This is a genomic window from Streptomyces sp. NPDC001781 (assembly GCF_053596035.1).
On the sequence record NZ_JBSFFI010000036.1, the window covers coordinates 1 to 17,231 of the forward strand.

General features: G+C 72.7%; 16 protein-coding genes and 1 pseudogene. 5 read left to right on the forward strand and 12 right to left on the reverse strand.

Annotation, left to right across the window (positions count from 1 at the left end):
* Positions 1–64 precede the first annotated feature (64 nt).
* The 8 genes from ACWCV3_RS25530 to ACWCV3_RS25565 all read right to left on the reverse strand — a co-directional run bounded on the left by ACWCV3_RS25530 (position 65) and on the right by ACWCV3_RS25565 (position 7,758).
* Positions 65–1,150 (reverse strand): ABC transporter ATP-binding protein, encoded by a 1,086-nt coding sequence (locus tag ACWCV3_RS25530; protein WP_451228548.1) that lies wholly within the window; start codon positions 1,148–1,150, stop codon positions 65–67.
* 59 nt (positions 1,151–1,209) lie between these two features.
* Complete coding sequence (locus ACWCV3_RS25535) at positions 1,210–2,064, reverse strand: ABC transporter permease (protein ID WP_451228551.1); 855 nt, start codon at positions 2,062–2,064, stop codon at positions 1,210–1,212.
* A complete protein-coding gene (modA, locus tag ACWCV3_RS25540; RefSeq protein ID WP_451228554.1) occupies positions 2,061–2,876 on the reverse strand; it encodes a molybdate ABC transporter substrate-binding protein in 816 nt (271 codons plus the stop codon). The genes ACWCV3_RS25535 and modA overlap by 4 nt, the downstream gene beginning before the upstream one ends.
* 239 nt (positions 2,877–3,115) lie before the next feature.
* Positions 3,116–3,514 carry a TOBE domain-containing protein gene (locus ACWCV3_RS25545; RefSeq protein WP_451228557.1) on the reverse strand — a complete coding sequence of 133 codons (399 nt, stop codon included), beginning with the start codon at positions 3,512–3,514 and terminating at the stop codon, positions 3,116–3,118.
* Between the two features lie 67 nt (positions 3,515–3,581).
* Entirely contained in the window at positions 3,582–5,534 is a 1,953-nt protein-coding gene (locus tag ACWCV3_RS25550; protein ID WP_451228560.1) for an amino acid transporter, read from the reverse strand.
* Positions 5,535–5,883: 349 nt separating this feature from the next.
* Positions 5,884–6,414: a universal stress protein gene (locus ACWCV3_RS25555; protein ID WP_451228563.1), complete on the reverse strand. Its 531-nt coding sequence runs from the start codon at positions 6,412–6,414 to the stop codon at positions 5,884–5,886.
* Between the two features lie 185 nt (positions 6,415–6,599).
* Positions 6,600–6,800, reverse strand: a complete 201-nt coding sequence (locus ACWCV3_RS25560; protein ID WP_030808771.1) for a DUF5999 family protein — start codon at positions 6,798–6,800, stop codon at positions 6,600–6,602.
* A gap of 373 nt (positions 6,801–7,173) precedes the next feature.
* Positions 7,174–7,758: a hypothetical protein gene (locus ACWCV3_RS25565; protein ID WP_451228566.1), complete on the reverse strand. Its 585-nt coding sequence runs from the start codon at positions 7,756–7,758 to the stop codon at positions 7,174–7,176.
* Positions 7,759–8,336: 578 nt separating this feature from the next.
* On the opposite strand from ACWCV3_RS25565, the gene ACWCV3_RS25570 reads away from it, so the two are divergent.
* On the forward strand, positions 8,337–9,854 hold the full coding sequence (locus ACWCV3_RS25570; RefSeq protein WP_451228569.1) for a glutamate--cysteine ligase: 1,518 nt from the start codon (positions 8,337–8,339) through the stop codon (positions 9,852–9,854).
* Between the two features lie 208 nt (positions 9,855–10,062).
* Positions 10,063–10,803: a CPBP family intramembrane glutamic endopeptidase gene (locus ACWCV3_RS25575; protein WP_451228679.1), complete on the forward strand. Its 741-nt coding sequence runs from the start codon at positions 10,063–10,065 to the stop codon at positions 10,801–10,803.
* Between the two features lies 1 nt (position 10,804).
* On the opposite strand, the gene ACWCV3_RS25580 is transcribed toward ACWCV3_RS25575, so the two are convergent.
* From ACWCV3_RS25580 to ACWCV3_RS25595, 4 genes and pseudogenes are all read right to left on the reverse strand, one after another.
* On the reverse strand, positions 10,805–11,617 hold the full coding sequence (locus ACWCV3_RS25580) for a PhzF family phenazine biosynthesis protein (protein ID WP_451228571.1): 813 nt from the start codon (positions 11,615–11,617) through the stop codon (positions 10,805–10,807).
* Between the two features lie 238 nt (positions 11,618–11,855).
* Complete coding sequence (nadE, locus tag ACWCV3_RS25585) at positions 11,856–12,686, reverse strand: ammonia-dependent NAD(+) synthetase (RefSeq protein WP_451228573.1); 831 nt, start codon at positions 12,684–12,686, stop codon at positions 11,856–11,858.
* An 88-nt stretch (positions 12,687–12,774) separates the two neighbouring features.
* Positions 12,775–13,364 (reverse strand): annotated as a pseudogene (locus ACWCV3_RS25590) (DinB family protein).
* A 64-nt stretch (positions 13,365–13,428) separates the two neighbouring features.
* Positions 13,429–14,166 (reverse strand): VOC family protein, encoded by a 738-nt coding sequence (locus ACWCV3_RS25595; RefSeq protein WP_451228576.1) that lies wholly within the window; start codon positions 14,164–14,166, stop codon positions 13,429–13,431.
* 290 nt (positions 14,167–14,456) lie between these two features.
* On the opposite strand from ACWCV3_RS25595, the gene ACWCV3_RS25600 reads away from it, so the two are divergent.
* The 3 genes from ACWCV3_RS25600 to ACWCV3_RS25610 all read left to right on the forward strand — a co-directional run bounded on the left by ACWCV3_RS25600 (position 14,457) and on the right by ACWCV3_RS25610 (position 17,110).
* Positions 14,457–15,080, forward strand: coding sequence for a PadR family transcriptional regulator (locus tag ACWCV3_RS25600; protein WP_451228579.1), 624 nt, complete (start codon positions 14,457–14,459; stop codon positions 15,078–15,080).
* Between the two features lie 407 nt (positions 15,081–15,487).
* A complete protein-coding gene (locus tag ACWCV3_RS25605) occupies positions 15,488–16,039 on the forward strand; it encodes a Clp protease N-terminal domain-containing protein (protein ID WP_451228582.1) in 552 nt (183 codons plus the stop codon).
* A gap of 78 nt (positions 16,040–16,117) precedes the next feature.
* Positions 16,118–17,110, forward strand: a complete 993-nt coding sequence (locus ACWCV3_RS25610; protein ID WP_451228585.1) for an EamA family transporter — start codon at positions 16,118–16,120, stop codon at positions 17,108–17,110.
* Positions 17,111–17,231: the final 121 nt, after the last annotated feature.

The following is a 17,231-nucleotide window of genomic DNA, read 5'->3' on the forward strand; positions in this document are numbered from 1 at the left end:
CCGCCCGGTGTCCGGGCGGGGGGCCTTCTCGCGTTCGCTCGGCCCTTGTCCGAGGGCTCCATCCTCACGCCGGGTAGGCGTGGGTCTGCATCGCCTTGACGGTGGCCCAGACCACCGCACCGGTGTGCAGGTCCAGCTCGGCGGCCGCCGCCGTGGTGAGGTCGGCGGCGAGCCGGATCTCCCCGGTGAGGTCCGCGCGGATCCGGTCGCCGCGCGTCTCCAGGCCGGCCACCTCGCAGCGCCACAGGTTGCGGGCGCTCGCCCCGGTGGGGCGGTCCCGGAACAGGGTCACGGCCACCGGCGGGAACGCGACGAACACCGGTCCCGTCAGATCCTCGGTCGTGGTGATCGACGGCCCGCCGTCCAGCCGTACCGCGTGCCCGTCCGCCTCGCCCCGGTAGAGGTTGAGGCCGACCAACTGCGCGATGTAGTCGGTGCGGGGGTGCCGGGCGATCTCGGTGGGCGTGCCCTCCTGCACGACCCTGCCCTGCTCGACCACCACCAGCCGGTCAGCCAGCACCATGGCGTCCAGCGGATCGTGCGTCACCAGGACGGCGACCGCCTCGAACTCCGCCAGGTGGCGCCGCAACTGCGAGCGGACCTCCAGACGGGTACGCGCGTCCAGCGCGGCGAGCGGTTCGTCCAGGAGCAGCAGCCTGGGCCGGGTCGCCAGCGCCCTTGCCAGCGCGACCCGCTGGGCCTGGCCGCCGGAGAGACGGCGGGGCCGTGCGCCCGCGTGGCCGGCCAGGCCCATCCGCTCCAGCCAGGTGGCGGCCTGCGCACGGGCCTCGGCCTTGCCGGTGCCGTGGCAGCGCGGCCCGAAGGCCACGTTGTCCAGCGCGGTCAGGTGGGGGAAGAGGAGGTAGTCCTGGAAGACCACGCCGACGGGACGCCTCTCCGGCGGGATGCGCTCCAGCGCGGTGCCGTCCAGCCGCAGACGGCCCCCGGAGAGCGGGACTAGGCCCGCGAGGGCGCGCAGCGCGGTGGTCTTGCCCGCGCCGTTCGGGCCGAGCAGCGCGACCACGTCGCCGGGGGCCGCGCGCAGCGACACGTCCAGCCGGAACGAGCCCCGGTCGACCACGAGACGGGCGTCGAGACCCTGTTCGTCCGCCGCGGTCGGCAGGGCCGGCGGCGCGTCGGTGCCGGTCATGGGGCGGTCGTCCTCCGCCGGCGCCTGCCCGCTCGCCGTCCTCCGTCCTCGCCGCACCGTCACGCTCCCGTCATCCACCGGTCGCGCAGGCCCGCCAGTACCGCGATGGACACGGCGAGCAGGATCAGGCTGAGGGCGACGGCGGCCTCCGGGTCGTTCTGAAGGGCGAGGTAGACCGCGAGCGGCATGGTCTGGGTACGGCCCGGGAAGTTGCCCGCGAAGGTGATCGTGGCCCCGAACTCACCGAGCGCGCGGGCCCATGCCAGCACGGCACCGGCCGCGATGCCCGGGGCGATCAGCGGCAGGGTGACCCGGCGGAACGCGGTGAAGCGGGACGCGCCGAGCGTGGTGGCCGCCTCCTCGTAGCGCGGGTCGGCCGCCCGCAGGGTGCCCTCGACGCTGATGACGAGGAACGGCATGGCGACGAACGCCTCCGCGACGACCACGCCGGCGGTGGTGAACGGCAGGGTGATGCCGAACCAGGCGTCCAGTGACCTGCCGACGATGCCGTTGCGGCCGAGCGCGAGCAGCAGCGCGACACCGCCGACGACCGGGGGCAGGACCAACGGCAGGGTCACCAGCGCCCGCACCAGGCCCCGGCCGGGGAACTCGGTGCGGGCCAGCAGCCAGGCCAGCGGCACGCCGAGCACGAGGGTGACGGCGGTGGCGGCGGTCGCGCTGATCAGGGAGAGCTGGAGCGCCTGCCACACCTCGGCGCTGGTGAGCTGGGAAGGCAGGCTGCGCCAGGGGGCGCGGACCAGCAGGGCGAGCAGGGGCACCAGAAGGAACGCCATGGCGAGCAGACCCGGCACCAGCAGCGGGACCGGCACGCTCCCGCGGGCGGCACGGACACGCGGGCGCCTCTGCCCGCCCCTGCCGGGACGGGCCGCGGCGGGCTGCTTCAGGTCGGTCACGGCTTGAGGAACCCGGCCCGGGTCAGCACCCTCTGGCCGTCGGGGGACTCGACCAGGGCGATGAACGCGGCGGCGGCGTCGGCGTTCTTCGAGTTCCTCAGCGGGGCGATCGGATAGTCGTTGATCGCGTCCTCGGACTCGGGGAACTCCACGCCCTGGACCTTGCCCGCGGCGGACTTCACGTCGGTCCTGTAGACCAGGGACGCGTCGGCCTCCTTCAGCTCCACCTTGTTCAGGGCTGCCTTGACGTCCTGCTCGTAGGAGACCGGGGTGACCTCGACGCCGCCGGCGTCGAGCACCTTCTGCGCGGCCGCGCCGCACGGCACGGTCCTGTCGCAGAGGACGACCTTGAGCTTCGGGCCGGTGAGGTCCTTCAACGAGGCGACCTTGTCGGGGTTGCCCGGCAGGGTGGCGATCTCGAGCTGGTTGCGGGCGAAGGTGGACGGGGCGCTCGCCGTGTCCTCCCCGTCCGTGACGATCGCCATGGTCCTGGGGCTGGCGGCGGCGAACACGTCCGCCGGGGCGCCGCTGGTGATACTGGCGGCGAGGGTGTCGCTGCCACCGAAGTTGAAGGCGACCTCGGTGCCGGGGTGCTCCCGCTCGAACTGCTCGCCCAGCGTCGTGAAGCTCTCCTCGAGGGAGGCGGCCGCGAACACGGTGAGCGTGCCGGACAGCCTCGGGGAGCCGGAGCTGCCGGCCTTGGCCGGTGTGGACCCGTCGGAGTCGGAGCAGGCGCCGAGGGCCAGCAGGGCGGCGACTCCCACACCGGCCAGCGGCAGCATCCGGCGGGTCCGGCGTGCTGAACGGGTCATCACAGGCTTCTGCTCCTCGTCTCGGCGGAACGACGCTCGCGCCCTCGCTGGTGGCCGGACACCGGCCGCCAGGCCGATAATACTGCCGCATTTGCCAGGCGTAAGCCGGATCTGCTGTCGCATGAGCCGCGCGCAGGCTGTCTGGGCCTCGCATGTGCGGTTGTCCGGAGGTGTGCGGTACGCAAGCTGTCCGAGGGAGTTCGCCCGGTCATGGCCGCCGGCCCGACTTCGGGGGCCGCTCAGAAGCGGTCCACGTGCACGTTCGTCGACTTCACGCGCGCGGTGGCCTCCATGCCGACCTCGAGACCGAGTTCGTCGACCGCCTCGCGGGTGAGCAGCGAGACCAGCCGGTGCGGGCCCGCCTGGATCTCCACCTGGGCGGCCACGTCGCCCAGCTTGATGGCGGTGACGATGCCGGGGAAGGCGTTGCGCACGGAGGTGGCCGACGTCTCCTCCTCGGCCGACCCGCCCGCCTGGGCCAGCTCGACGGAGAACGCCGCCAGGTCCTGGCCGGCGATCAGGCGACGCCCTGCCTCGTCGCGGTGGGTGGCCATCCGGCCGGCGTCGGCCCAGCGGCGGGCGGTGTCGGGGCTCACGCCGAGGAGCCTGGCTGCCTGGCCGATCGTGTAGGACTGCATGCCGGTCAGCCTAGATCGAGAGGCCGGCGGCCGGGCTCCGGGCGGGACGCGGGCGCGCCCGGAGGGGTCAGCCGGTGTGCACGCGGGGACGGCGGGCCCGGTCCGGTTCCGCCTCGCGCAGCACCTCACGGGTGACCGGAGCGACCTCGCCCTGGCCGAAGAGGAAGAAGCGCAGGAAGTTGGCGAACGGGTTGCCCTCCGTCCACTCGAAGAAGATGTGCGGCGTGCGCCCGGTCAGGTCCCGTACGTGCAGCATCAGGGCGGCGAGAGCGTTGGGGATGGAGGACGACTCCACGGTCAGCACCCGGTAGCGGTTGTGCAGGACCTCGCCGCGCACCGTCAGGCACGTCTCGAACTCCGAGGGATCGGCCACCGTGACCTCGACGAAGACGAAGTCCTCCTGCTCGGGCATGTCGTTGTCGGTACGGATCTGCTCGATCTTGTCGCGGTACTCCGCCCGGTCGCGGTTGTCGGGCTCGTTGGCGATGAACCGGATCTTCCTGCTGGCCATGTCCCGGACGAACCGTTCCGCCATCGGGTCCATCGCCACGCTGGTCACCCGCAGCTCGAAGGAGCGGGCCAGCCGGGACAGCAGCGAGACCAGCATGATGCCCGCGATGAAGCAGACGCCGATCTTCACGCCGTCCGGCCGTTCGATGACGTTGGCGACCGTGGTGTACAGGAAGACGGCGGAGATGACGCCGAACCCGATGGTCCAGCCGCGCTGTCCGGCCTTGTGCGCGGCGATGGTCACCGCGATCGCGGCCGAGCTGATCAGCACCAGTACGCCGGTGGCGTAGGCGCCGCCCTGCTTGTCCACGTCGGCGTCGAACAGCCAGGTGACCAGGAAGGCGATCAGGATGAAGACGATGACCATCGGGCGCACCGCGCGGGCCCATTGCGGGGCCATGCCGTACCGGGGGAGGTATCGGGGCATCAGGTTGAGCAGGCCGGCCATGGCGGAGGCGCCGGCGAACCACAGGATGGCGATGGTCGAGACGTCGTACACCGTGCCGAAGGCGTTGCCCAGGTACTCGTGGGCGAGGTAGGCCAGGGCGCGGCCGTTGGCCTGGCCGCCGGGCTGGAACTCGGCGGCCGGGATGAGCAGCGTGGTGATGAAGCTGGTGGTGATCAGGAAGCAGCTCATGATCACGGCGGCGGTGGTGAGCAGCTTCTTGGTGTCACGGATACGGCCCACCGGGTGCTCCTCGGTGTCGCCCGCCTCGCCCTGGACGTGGGGCATCACCGCGACGCCGGTCTCGAAGCCGGACAGGCCGAGGGCGAGCTTGGGGAAGACGATGAGGGCCACACCGATCATCGCGAAGATGTTGCCGTGCTGGACGGTCAGCGCGTTGGTCCAGTCGGTGACCACGTGCTCGGCGGTCAGCACGTGCCACAGACCGGTGATCACCACGACGAGGTTGAGCGCCAGGTAGACGCCGACCAGGGCGACCGCGACGCCCATGGCCTCCAGGAAGCCCTTGAGGAAGACCGCGCCGAGCAGCGCCACCAGGATCAGCGTGATGAGCATCTGGTGGCCGCCGAGCGTGCTGGTCAGATGCGGGTTCTCCACCAGGTGGGTGGAGGCGTCGGCGGCGGAGAGCGTGATGGTGATCAGGAAGTCGGTGGCCGCGAACCCCAGCAGGGTCAGCACGAACAGCTTGCCCTTCCAGAACGACAGCAGCCGCTCCAGCATGGCGATGGAACCCTGCCCGTGCGGGCTCTCCTGCGCCACCCGCCGGTACACCGGGAGGGCGCCCGCCAGGGTGACGACGACCAGCACGATGGTCGCCAGCGGGGAGAGCAGACCGGCCGCGAGGGCGGCGATGCCGGGCTGGTAGCCGAGGGTGGAGAAGTAGTCGACGCCGGTCAGGCACATCACCCGCCACCAGCGCTGGCCACGGTGCGGGGGCTCCGGCTCGGCATGCGGACCGGTCAGGCCGCCCCGCTTGCCCATGTCGGAGAGCCCCTGCAGCATCCAGCCGCGCAGACGGCTGGGAGGGTGCTCGGTCGTGGCCATCGGCGTGCTCCAGGTGGTGCGGCTCGGCTGCCTGCGGTCACTGCCCGCGGTCGCGCGGACAGCCGGTCCAGCGTATGCGGAGAGTGACGCTCGCCCCATGGATTCCACGGCGGAGAGGCGTCAATCCTGCGTTAAGAATGAGCCGACGGGGATTGCTGACGCGGCGATAAGTGAAGGCCCGGAGCCTGCGGGGACAGGATGTGCGATGTGCGGGCGCCACCGGGGAGGGGGGGTCGGGGCTCCGGGAGCGGACACCGAGCGTCATCTCGGGTGAGAGCGTCGGGGGACCGTCCGCACCTTGTCCATGCTGCCTCGCGCGAGGCAGGCCCGCAGCCCAGCGCGGGCCGCGTCAGAGGCCGCGGGTGTCCATGCGCCGGTGCCAGGCGTTGCGGCGGTGGACGGCCGTCAGGTCGGACTCGAGCGGCGAGGGCGGCACCGCGAGCACCGGGCAGCGGGCGCGGGCGAGACACTGCCGGGAGACCCGCCCGGAGAAGGCCCGGCGTAGTCCGCGGCGGCCCGCACCGACCACCAGCAGGTCGTCCTCGCGGTCCGCGACCGCGACCAGCGCCCTGCCCGGTGTGCCGCACACGACCACCGCGTGCAGCGGGAGACCGGGGCCCTCCTCGCCGAAGAGGTCGTCGAGCAGCGCGGTGAGCCGGTGCTCCGCCATCCGCTGCCATTCCTCGGTCAGCGGGTCGGCGACAGGAGAGCGCCGGCCGGCCGGATCACCGCCCGGCGGCGTCCAGGCCAGCACCGGCCACAGTTCGGCCGCCAGCCGCTGGGCGAGCGCGGTGGCCCGGCGCAGGACCGTGACGCTGCCGAGGGAACCACTCACCCCGACGACCACCCGCGTGGCCCAGGGGGCGTTGCAACCGGACATCACTTCACGCTCCTCGGGGAGGGACCGCCCGCGCATCCTGCTTCCATCCCACTCCCGTCCGGACGATCCGACCAGCCGGCGCCCCGGCCGGCCGCTCCGGACACGAGTCGGGGCCGGGGCGCACCATGTGTGCGTCCGGCCCCTGCGATCGGCGGGCGGTCTCGGCGGGCCGCCTCAGGTGCTGCTCAGGCGGCGGTCATGAGCGCGCCGAGCGGGCGATGGGGGGCGATGACCCGGCCGTCGGGCAGGAGCTCACCGGTGTCCTCGAAGAGCAGAACGCCGTTGCACAGCAGACTCCACCCCTGTTCCGGGTGGTGCGCCACGAGACGGGCCGACTCACGGTCGGCGGACTCGGCCGGCGGGCAGGTGGGTTGATGCTGGCACATGGGCGGGATCTTTCGCTTTGTCGTGGTCATGTCCGTCCCCCGTGGTGAAACATCGGTCGGATTCCAGTGTTGCCCGCTGGGCGTCGTTCCGCAGGGATTTCGCGGCACCGCTTCTTACTCGTTCATGACGCATCACCCTCGCGGACGGTTCAATCCACCTCCACTGTCCCTTTGGGTGGTTCGAGGTGACCGGAAAGGGCTAGTCCACATGGAGGAGTGACGGCCATTCGCTCACAGGAGCGGGGAATTACTCGCACGAGCGAAATGTGTGGGGCTCACGCGAAGACGCACACCCCGTGCAGGAATCCGGCGTATCCGGAGAAAAGACCGTACCCCGCTTCCGCGCCGGGAAGCGGGGTACGCGGGGGTTCGGTCAGGCGGGTGAGCCGAGAAGGGGCACGGGAGTCGCACGATGGGTCAGCACCGGCAGCAGTTCCGAGGCCCGGTGCGGCCGGTGGGCCCGGATACCGGGCGGTGCCGGGGCGAGCGGCACCAGCAGGTCGGTGGCGGCCGGATGGCCCTCGGCCGGGTCCGCGGTCGGATCACCGTGCAGCCACAGGGTGAGCATGTACAGGCCGGGCACCGACAGCAGGCGCGGCTGGTAGGGCTGGAGCAGCGCCTCGGCCTGCTGGAGCGCCCGCTCGGTGGACGGGATGTAGGGGCCCTCGAAGAAGTGCGAGAAGGCCCAGCCGTCCGGGGTGAGTACGGTGTCGGCCGCCGCTACCGGGCGGTCGCCGGCCCGGATGACGAACCGCCAGCCCGTCAGCCGCGTCGCGGACAGGCCCTTGGGGGTGATGTGGTCCAACACGTGCAGAGCGAGCGGGAGTTCGGGCGTGACCGGACCCTGAGCGGCACGCAGGGCCGGGGTGCGCGCCTCACGGACCGCGGTGGGAGAACCGAGGGCCGTGAGGACGGAGTGCAGTGCGGGCGCGGGCGCGGGGGGCACGTGCAGCGGCATGGTGGGTCGCCTCTCGTTCGACAGGCGCGGCGGCGCGAGGGGTGGGGCGGACGGCACTGTCTGCTCACAGGTGGAGGGCCGGGGGCGGCGGGGGCCCGGAGCGGACGCGAGTGCGACGGAGATCTGCCGGTCGTCGACCGACGGCCGGGAATGCGGCAAAAACGCGTCAGAAACCGGTACCGAGGCACCATCCTTCGGCCCTGTGAGCGAAGTTTATACGACACGTGTTCACCGGTTGTTTCGGCTATCCGATTCCGGTGGCCCCGGCAAGGCGATATCCGGTCGCGGATACGCGTTGAACGTCCCGATTTCCCGGCCGTCGGGCTCCGCTGACCTCGCCGGACCCCGTCCGCGCGGTCGGCCGATTGTCGTCGGCGTTTTTCACGAGGCGATCAGGGCACCCGAAGATGCGTGATGCGGCATGCCTCGTGAATGTGCCGCAGGACACTTCCGTCAGAATAATGGGCGGCGAGGCCGGATGCGGCGTTATCGATCGCTTCCGCTGGGCATCATCCCAACCGATCCGGGAGCCCCGGCGGCCGGACCCTCGGGCCGCCCATCCGAGGAGGGACACTTCCATGGGGGAGAAGGTCGTGGCAGGCCCGTTCGACCTGTCCGATCGCCAGCGCTACCGCGAAAAGCTCCAGAAGTGCCTGGCGGGACTGGAGCGGCTGCTGGCCGAGAAACGGTTCGACCGTCCCAAGAACCTGGTCGGACTTGAGATCGAATTGAATCTGGCGGGCCCAGACGGTATGCCGAGAATGCTGAACGGCGAGGTACTGGAGCGGATCGCCAGCCGCGATTTCCAGACCGAGCTCGCCATGTTCAATCTGGAGGTCAACATAGCGCCCCACCGGCTGGGCGACCGGGTATTCGACCGGCTCGCTGAGGAGTTGCGCACCTCCCTCGCCTACGCCGACCGCAAGGCGGCCGAGGTGGACGCCGGAATCGTGATGACCGGCATCCTGCCCACGCTCGGCCGGGACGACCTGGTCTCGTCCAACCTCTCCGAGGTGGACCGGTACGCCCTCCTCAACGACCAGATCGTCGCCGCGCGCGGTGAGGACTTCCGGCTCGACATCGAGGGCGTGGAGCATCTGCGCTGCACGTCGCGCTCCATCGTCCCCGAGGCGGCCTGCACCTCCGTGCAGCTCCATCTCCAGGTGACGCCCGACCGGTTCGCCGACGTCTGGAACGCGGCGCAGGCGGCCTCGGCCGCACAGATCGCCGTCGGCGCCAACTCGCCGTTCCTGTTCGGGCACGAGCTGTGGCGCGAGTCCCGGCCGCCGCTCTTCCTCCAGGCCACCGACACCCGCCCGCCGGAACTCCAGGCCCAGGGCGTACGGCCGCGCACCTGGTTCGGCGAGCGCTGGATCACCGGCGCCCACGACCTGTTCGAGGAGAACCTGCGCTACTTCCCGCCCCTGCTCCCGATCTGCGACGACGAGGAGCCGCTGGAGGTCCTCGACGCCGGCGGCGTGCCCAGGCTGGCCGAACTCGTCCTGCACAACGGCACGGTGTACCGCTGGAACCGCCCGGTCTACGACATCGCCGACGGCGTTCCCCACCTCCGGGTGGAGAACCGGGTTCTTCCCGCCGGGCCCACCATCACCGACGTGATCGCCAACGCCGCCTTCTACTACGGGCTGGTGCGGGCGCTGGCCGAGGAGCCCCGCCCGGTGTGGTCCCGGCTGCCCTTCGAGGCCGCCGAGGCCAACTTCGACGCGGCCTGCCGGTACGGCATCGACGCCCGCTTCACCTGGCCCCGCCGCGGCCGCTACGGCGGTACGGCCGAGGTCGAGGCAGTCACCCTGGTCCGCGACGAGCTGCTGCCGATGGCCGCCGCGGGACTGGACGCGTGGGGGATCGAGGCGGCCGACCGGGACTTCTATCTCGGCGTCATCGAGGAGCGCTGCCGCAAACGGGTCAACGGGGCTTCCTGGCAGGCGGCCACCTTCCACCAGGCACTGGACAAGGGTCACAGCAGGGAGGAGGCGCTGGCCGCGACGACGCGCCGGTACGCCGAGCTGATGCACGCCGGGGAACCGGTGCACACCTGGCCGGTGGGCCTGCCGGAGCCGGTGCCGCTGGGCTGAGGACGGTTCTCACGGCCACGGCCGTACGCGGGTCTCCGCGTACGGCCGTGGCCGTGTGCCACCCGGTGCGCGGCCCGGCCGGGTCCTTCTGCGATCCTTTGCCCGAACACAGGCGCGCGGGGGCAGGTCGAGCCGTCCGGCGCCCGGAACGCGGTTGGAGGCGGAACCGGTGGCCGAGTCGACGGCATGGCAGCAGCCCTCCCGGCGGATGCTGCGGGACGAGACGCTGATCGTGCTGGCGCTCTCGCTCGGGGCGAGCGGGGTGTCCGCCCTCATCAGCTTCATCGGTTCGGTCACCAAGCCCGGCGGGCTCAAGGACCAGGCGGCCACCCTCAACGCGTCCGCCGCGCCCGGCCGGCCCTGGCTCGACCTTGCCTGGCAGCTCTTCGGGATCGCGTCCGCGCTGGTGCCGGTGGCGCTGGTCGCGTATCTGCTGTGCCGGGAGGGCGAGAGCCTGCGCGTGATCGGTTTCGACCGGGGGCGGCCCTGGTCCGACCTGGCGCGGGGCGCCGCCGTCGCGGCCGTGATCGGCAGTACCGGGATCGCCTTCTACCTGGCCGCGCGCGGGCTCGGCTTCAACCTCACCGTGGTACCCGAGGCGCTGCCCGACGTGTGGTGGAAGTACCCGGTGCTGGTGCTGTCCGCCGTGCAGAACGCGGTCCTCGAAGAGGTCATCGTCGTCGGCTATCTGCTGCGCAGGCTCGGCCAGTCGGGCTGGAGCCCGGGGACCGCGCTGGTGGCCAGCGCGGTCCTGCGTGGCTCGTACCACCTCTACCAGGGCATCGGCGGCTTCATCGGCAACATGGTGATGGGCGTGGTGTTCGTCTGGCTGTACCGCCGCTGGGGCCGGGTCGGCCCACTGGTCGTCGCCCACTCGCTGCTCGACATCGGCGCCTTCGTCGGGTACGCGCTGCTGGCGGGCAAGGTGGGCTGGCTGCCGACTCCCTGAGCTACGCGCGGAGTTCGCCGTCGATGACGGTGACCGCGCGGCCCCGGAGCAGCGTGCGGGCCCCGCGCAGGCCGGTGTGTACCAGGCCGGTGCGGCGGGACGCCTGGAGGCCGGTGAGGTCGTCGCGGTCCAGGCGGGCGGACCAGTAGGGGGCGAGTGCCGTGTGGGCGCTGCCGGTCACCGGGTCCTCGTCGATGCCGACGTTCGGGAAGAAGCAGCGGGAGACGTAGTCCGAGCCCAGTGTGGGGTCCTCGGCGCGGGCGGTCACGATCACGCCCCGGCTGGAGCAGCTTCCCAGTCGCCGGTGGTCCGGGGTCAGCTCCAGCACCGTCTTCTCGTTCGCCACTTCCACCAGCAGATCACCTACGTTCGGCCCGGTGTCGAACGCGGCCACCGGCTCGGTGCCCAGCGCGTCGGCGAGACCGGCGGGGACTTCGACCTCGGTGAGCGGCGCGGTCGGGAAGTCCAGGGTGATCTCCCCGTCCTCGTGCGGCGTGGCGACGACCACCCCGCTGCGGGTGGCGAACCGTACGAGGCCCGCATGGGCGCCGGTGGCGTACAGCACGTGCGCGGTGGCCAGCGTGGCGTGCCCGCACATCGCCACCTCCGTGACCGGGGTGAACCACCGCAGCGCCCAGTCCGCCTCGCCGCCCTCGGGCAGCCGGTGGACGAATGCCGTCTCGGAGTGGTTCACCTCGGCGGCCACCTGCTGGAGCCAGTCGTCGTCGGGGAACGGGTCGTCCAGGAGCAGTACCCCGGCGGGGTTCCCGGTGAAGGGGCGATCGGCGAAGGCGTCGACGATTCGGATGCGCATGAGCAGACCCTAGTGCTGTGACCGGGAAGGTTCACCGGCTCGCGGCGTCCGGCACGGCACCTCGCCGCGTTGCCGCGTCGCCCGCGTACATCCCGTACGCGGGCGATGCTCCGCCTTGCGATGCACCGCACCGGACGCCGCGAGCTTTCCGGCAGACCTTTCCGGTCACAGCACTAGGTGGTCCGACGGCCGGGCGGCCAAGGCCGGTTGGGCAGGGGTGGCCCTGGCCGGGCGGGGCTCAGGGCGCGACCGGGAGCCGGCGCTTGTGCTCGGTGCGGTGGTAGCGGTCGACGATCACGGTGTAGGCGGGGTCCGGGACCGGCTTGCCTTCCAGGAGGTCGTCGATGTCGTCGTAGGTGACGCCGAGGGCGGTCTCGTCCGCCTTACCGGGATCGAGGGTCTCCAGGTCGGCGGTGGGGGTCTTCCGGACCAGTTCGGCCGGGGCGCCGAGAGCTTCGGCCAGGGCGCGGACGCGGCGCTTGGTGAGGCCGGTCAGGGGAACGACGTCCGCCGCGCCGTCACCGTGCTTGGTGAAGAAGCCGGAGACCGCCTCCGCCGCGTGGTCGGTCCCGACGACCAGGCCGTCCTGGGCGCCCGCCACCGCGTACTGGGCGATCATGCGCTGACGGGCCTTTATGTTGCCCTGCACGAAGTCCTGGTGGTAGTCGTCGCGGAAGACCACGCCGCCGGCCACGACCGCGTCCAGCGCCGCGTCGCTCGCGGGGCGGACGTCCACGGTGAGAGTGCGGTCGGGACGGATGAAGCCGAGCGCGAGCTGGGCGTCGGCCTCGTCGGCCTGCACCCCGTACGGCAGCCGCATCGCGTAGAAGGTGGCCTCGTGGCCCGCCGCGCGTGCCCGCTCGACCGCGAGCTGGCAGAGGCGGCCCGCCGTGGTCGAGTCCACCCCGCCGCTTATCCCGAGCACCAGTGAGCGCAGGCCCGTGGACGTCAGACGCTCGGCGAGGAAGGCGGTCCGGCGCTCGATCTCCTGCTCCGCGTCGAAGGACTCGGGTACCTGGAGGTCGCGGGCGATCTCCTTCTGCTGCGGCGTGGGGGCCAGGTCGGTCATGCTGCTCGTTCCTCACACTTCGGCGGTGGCCCTCACCTGCGGGCCGCCGCCATTCTGGCAAACGCCCGGCGGGCCGGTGCGCGACGGGTCACGCGTCCCGCGCCGCGCGCTCCACCCGGGCCAGGTGCGCCGACCACCGGACGGGGTCGTCCTACGGCAGGCCGGTGTCCGTCCGGTCCGTCCCGGTCGCGCCGTCCACCAGCTCCCGGACGATGTCGGCGTGCCCGGCATGCCGCTGGGTGCCGGCGAGGACGCGTAGGGCGGCGTGGTGCAGGGTCATCTCGTCCCGGCCGCTCGGCCCCCACGGCACCCGGCCCACGGTATCCAGCGGGAGCGCCTCGACGGTCGCGTCCGCGTGCGCCCAGGCGCGGCGGTAGAGCTCCACGACGTCCGCGCGCGACTCCTCGGCGGTGACCCGCACGTCCGCGTTGACCTCGGCGCCCCTCGCGAGCCACGGCAACGCCTCACCGGAGGGCCGGCCGAAGGCGTCCCCCAGGTACCCCAGCTCCACCCCGGCCGCGTGCTCGACCAGCCCCAGCAGATTGGAACCGGGCGGGGCGGGCGCCGGGCGTCGTACTCGGAGAGCCCGTCGAGCTTCCAGAGCAGCGCTTCGCGGGCGGACCTCAGCCGGCGGAGGACGTCGGCCCCGGGGCCGGAGGTGGTCGTGGGGTGCGTCAGTCCTGGAGGCCGTCGTGCGGGTTCTCCCGCCGGCGGACGGTCACCCCCTGCCCGTGAGTGCGCGTCACAGCGGGACCAGGAGGCAGAACTCGTTGTCCTCGGGGTCGGTGAGGACGGTCCAGGAGACGTCGCCCTGGCCGAAGTCGAGGTCGGTGGCGCCCAGGGCGCGGAGGCGGTCGGCCTCGGCGGACTGGTCGTCGCCGGGGTAGGGGCGGAGGTCGAAGTGGACCCGGTTCAGGCCGGACTTGGGGTCAGGGGTGCGGATGAACTCGAGGTAGGGGCCGACGGCCCTGCCGGAGCGGAGCCGGGCGAGGCCGTCGGTGACCTCGTGCACGTTCCAGTCCATGGCCTCGCCCCAGAAGCGGGCCATGGCGCGCGGGTCCACGCAGTCGACGACCACGGCGGCGACGGGGCCGGTGTCCCGGTACCGCTCCCTGGGCTCGAGTACGCAGAACTCGTTGCCCTCGGGGTCGGCCAGGACGGTCCAGGGGACGTCGCCCTGGCCGATGTCGACGGGGGTGGCACCCAACTCGGCCAGCCGGGAGAGCAGTTCGGCCTTGTGGGCCTCGGAGGCGGTGGCGAGGTCGAGGTGGACGCGGTTCTTCCCCGTCTTGGGGACCGGGACGTCGAGGACGTCGATGCAGACGGCCTCGGGGGAGGGGTACGTGACTCCCTCGGGCTCGACGTTCGTCTCGTCGGCCGTGTCCCCGGTGACCTTCCAGCCGAGCGCCGCCGCCCAGAAGCGCCCGAGCGCGGACTTGTCCGTCGCCTTCATCGAGATCTGCACCAGACGCGTCGTCATGCGGGGGATCGTATGCCGGTGCGGCGCGGGGCGGCCAGCCGGTTTCCCGCTGTCCTGCCCGTCCCGTCGCCGACGACCCCCCCTGGGCCGCCCTGGGACCGGCGGGCGGACGCCACCGGCATGCCGTTCTCGGCCCGGGGTGGGACCGGGTCCGCACCGCCGTCCCGGATCCCTCCCCGCAAGGTCCTGCCGAGGGGCTTGTCGGCGAACTTATAGCGATATATCGTTGACGTGTCGCGTAAGGAACGCGATCGGATGTGATGGATCGAAGACAGAACGGAGTGATCGTCATGCACGGTCATGGATTCCAGCGAGGTCACCGGGGTGCCGGACCGGGGCGGCACGGCCGGCCCGGGTTCGAGGGGGAGCGAGGAGCGTTCGGGCCCTTCGGGCCGGGCGGGCCCGGGTTCGGTGGGCCGATGTTCGGCGGACCTGGTTTCGGAGGCGGCCGCGGACGCGGCGGGCCCAGGGGGCGGGCGCGGCGCGGTGACGTGCGGGCCTCGATCCTGGCGCTGCTCAAGGACCGGCCGATGCACGGTTACGAGATGATCCAGGAGATCGCCGGGCGCAGCGGCGGTGCGTGGAAGCCGAGCCCCGGCTCGGTGTACCCGACGCTGCAACTGCTGGAGGACGAGGGCCTGATCGCCAGCGAGAGCGAGGGCGGGAAGAAGCTGTTCGCGCTCACCGGGGCCGGCCGCACCGCCGCCGAGGAGGGGCCGGACGCTCCCTGGGAGGAGGCTTCGCGAGGTGTCGACTGGGAGGCGCTCAGCGAGATCCGCCAGGCCGGGTCCGGTCTGATGGAAGCCTTCGGGCAGGTCTGGAAGACCGGCACCAAGGAGCAGCGGGACAAGGCGCTGGCCGTCCTCAACGACGCCCGTCGGAAGCTGTACCTCATCCTCGCCGACGAGGGCTGAACCCTTGCCGGCGCTCAGGCCGCAGGCACCCGGCGTGTCACTGCCGCGTCGCACAGGTCCCCCACCCGCGGGAAGGGGTCCTCGGCGGGTCGGTGCCAGGCGCCCGGAACAGGTCCGCAGGCTGCGCGCCCCCGGAGCGCACACGCGGTGGACGTACGGGCCGCCGTGGACCGCCGACGAGCCCACCGGTCCGTACGCGCATGCTTCCGACGCTTCGTGGAAGACGTGTGCGGGAGCCGTGTGGCTGCGCCCGGGGCGCGCGGCGGACCGCACGCGCCCCCGAGGCGGGAGACGCGGCCTCATCCGTGAGGAGGAGGCGGCGCGGGCCGGTCTGCACTCTGCGTGGGACGCGCGAATGGTTCCCCTCGCGGATGTGAAGGGGGCGCCGTGACTGATGGGGTGGGACCGTGGAATCGCGTACAGCCGGTCGGACCGTCCCCGAGGAGGGCGGTGCCGGCGCACCGGACGGCACCGGACTCGACGCGGCCCTCGCCGCGGTCGTCGCCGGCGCGCGCCGCCGCGCCGTGCGGGACGGCGACCGGCAGATCGACACCGCCCATCTGCTGCACTCCCTCCTGGACGCCGACCCCGAGGCCCGTGCCGCCGTCGGTCCCCGACTGGTCCGGCTGCTGGGTTACCTGGTGCAGCGCAGCATCGGCTACGGACTCGGCTGGCAGCGCGTCGCGGAGGGCGGCGGCGCACCGGGTGCCGTACCGAGACCCGTGCGGGGCGACGGCACCTTCGAGAGCCCCGAGCGCTGGTCGCCCCTCGCGGCCGAGGCCATGCGGGAGGCCCGGCGCCGCGCCACGCGCCGGGGCGAACTCCACGCCACCGGTCTCGATCTGCTCGCCGCACTGGTCGCCGATCCGCGCTCCCGCGCCGTCGAGGTGCTGGAGCACTCCGGAATACCCTCCGGCGCACTGGCCGCCGGGCAGGCGCACCGCTCCACGGGGCGCTGAGGCGCGTCCCCGCGTCCACCTCCTGAGACAGGTGTCAACAAGGGTGACGCTCATGTCATCCCCTGTCATCATGTGCGCGTGCGTACGTCCGGAAACAGTGGGAGCGGCCGAGGCGCCGGGCTCGGCCTTGCGCTCGTCTCGGCCCTGGCCTTCGGCGGGTCGGGAGTCGCGGCCAAGCCGCTCATCGAGGCGGGCCTGGACCCGCTGCACGTCGTCTGGCTCCGGGTCACCGGCGCCGCCCTGGTGATGCTGCCCCTCGCCGTGCGGCACCGCGTGCTGCTCCGCCGGCGCCCCGCGCTGCTCGCCGGGTTCGGACTGCTCGCGGTGGCCGGGGTGCAGGCCTGCTATTTCGCCGCGCTCTCCCGCATCCCGGTCGGTGTCGCGCTGCTCGTCGAGTACCTGGCCCCGGCGCTGGTGCTCGGCTGGGTGCGGTTCGTGCAGCGGCGGCCGGTGACCAGGGCGGCCGCGCTCGGTGTGGTCCTCGCGGCCGGCGGGCTCGCCTGTGTGGTCGAGGTGTGGTCCGGGCTGCGCTTCGACGCGCTCGGCCTGCTGCTCGCGCTGGGCGCCGCCTGCTGCCAGGTCGGCTACTTCGTCCTGTCCGACCAGGGCGGTGACGCGGGGGAGCGGGCGCCCGACCCGCTCGGCGTGATCGCGTACGGCCTGCTGGCCGGTGCCGCCGTGCTCACCCTGCTCGCGCGGCCCTGGACCATGGACCGCACGGTGCTGACAGGCACCGCGCACCTCGACGGCATCCCGGTGCCCGCGCTCGCGCTGCTGGCCTGGATCGTGCTGGTCGCCACGGTCGCCGCCTACGTCACCGGCGTGCTGTCCGTACGGCGGCTCTCGCCGCAGGTGGCCGGGGTCGTCGCGTGCCTGGAGGCGGTCATCGCCACCGTGCTGGCCTGGGTGCTGCTCGGCGAGCACCTGTCGCTCCCGCAGGTGGCCGGGGGTGCGGTCGTGCTCCTCGGGGCGTTCATCGCGCAGTCCCCGGCACCGGCCGAGGCGGCCGCGGAGCCGGTCGCCGAGGGCGGCGCGGAACGGGAACTGTCGGCGCGGGGGACCGCCGCCTGAGAGCCTCCGGCGAAACGGCGAGCGGCGTCGGATGCGGTGCGCCGCGCGGGGAGCGGGATCGCCCGTGCACTCGGCGGACGCGGGCGATCGGACGAGCGGCGGGGCGCCGTGGTGGTCGTCG

Excerpts from the sequence above, each read along its gene's own strand:
- ACWCV3_RS25530 (WP_451228548.1), bottom strand. The coding sequence starts at position 1,150 with ATGACCGGCACCGACGCGCCGCCGGCCCTGCCGACCGCGGCGGACGAA.
- modA (WP_451228554.1), bottom strand. The coding sequence starts at position 2,876 with ATGACCCGTTCAGCACGCCGGACCCGCCGGATGCTGCCGCTGGCCGGT.
- ACWCV3_RS25545 (WP_451228557.1), bottom strand. The coding sequence starts at position 3,514 with ATGCAGTCCTACACGATCGGCCAGGCAGCCAGGCTCCTCGGCGTGAGC.
- ACWCV3_RS25550 (WP_451228560.1), bottom strand. The coding sequence starts at position 5,534 with ATGGCCACGACCGAGCACCCTCCCAGCCGTCTGCGCGGCTGGATGCTG.
- ACWCV3_RS25555 (WP_451228563.1), bottom strand. The coding sequence starts at position 6,414 with ATGTCCGGTTGCAACGCCCCCTGGGCCACGCGGGTGGTCGTCGGGGTG.
- ACWCV3_RS25560 (WP_030808771.1), bottom strand. The coding sequence starts at position 6,800 with ATGTGCCAGCATCAACCCACCTGCCCGCCGGCCGAGTCCGCCGACCGT.
- ACWCV3_RS25565 (WP_451228566.1), bottom strand. The coding sequence starts at position 7,758 with ATGCCGCTGCACGTGCCCCCCGCGCCCGCGCCCGCACTGCACTCCGTC.
- ACWCV3_RS25570 (WP_451228569.1), top strand. The coding sequence starts at position 8,337 with ATGGGGGAGAAGGTCGTGGCAGGCCCGTTCGACCTGTCCGATCGCCAG.
- ACWCV3_RS25575 (WP_451228679.1), top strand. The coding sequence starts at position 10,063 with ATGCTGCGGGACGAGACGCTGATCGTGCTGGCGCTCTCGCTCGGGGCG.
- ACWCV3_RS25580 (WP_451228571.1), bottom strand. The coding sequence starts at position 11,617 with ATGCGCATCCGAATCGTCGACGCCTTCGCCGATCGCCCCTTCACCGGG.
- nadE (WP_451228573.1), bottom strand. The coding sequence starts at position 12,686 with ATGACCGACCTGGCCCCCACGCCGCAGCAGAAGGAGATCGCCCGCGAC.
- ACWCV3_RS25595 (WP_451228576.1), bottom strand. The coding sequence starts at position 14,166 with ATGACGACGCGTCTGGTGCAGATCTCGATGAAGGCGACGGACAAGTCC.
- ACWCV3_RS25600 (WP_451228579.1), top strand. The coding sequence starts at position 14,457 with ATGCACGGTCATGGATTCCAGCGAGGTCACCGGGGTGCCGGACCGGGG.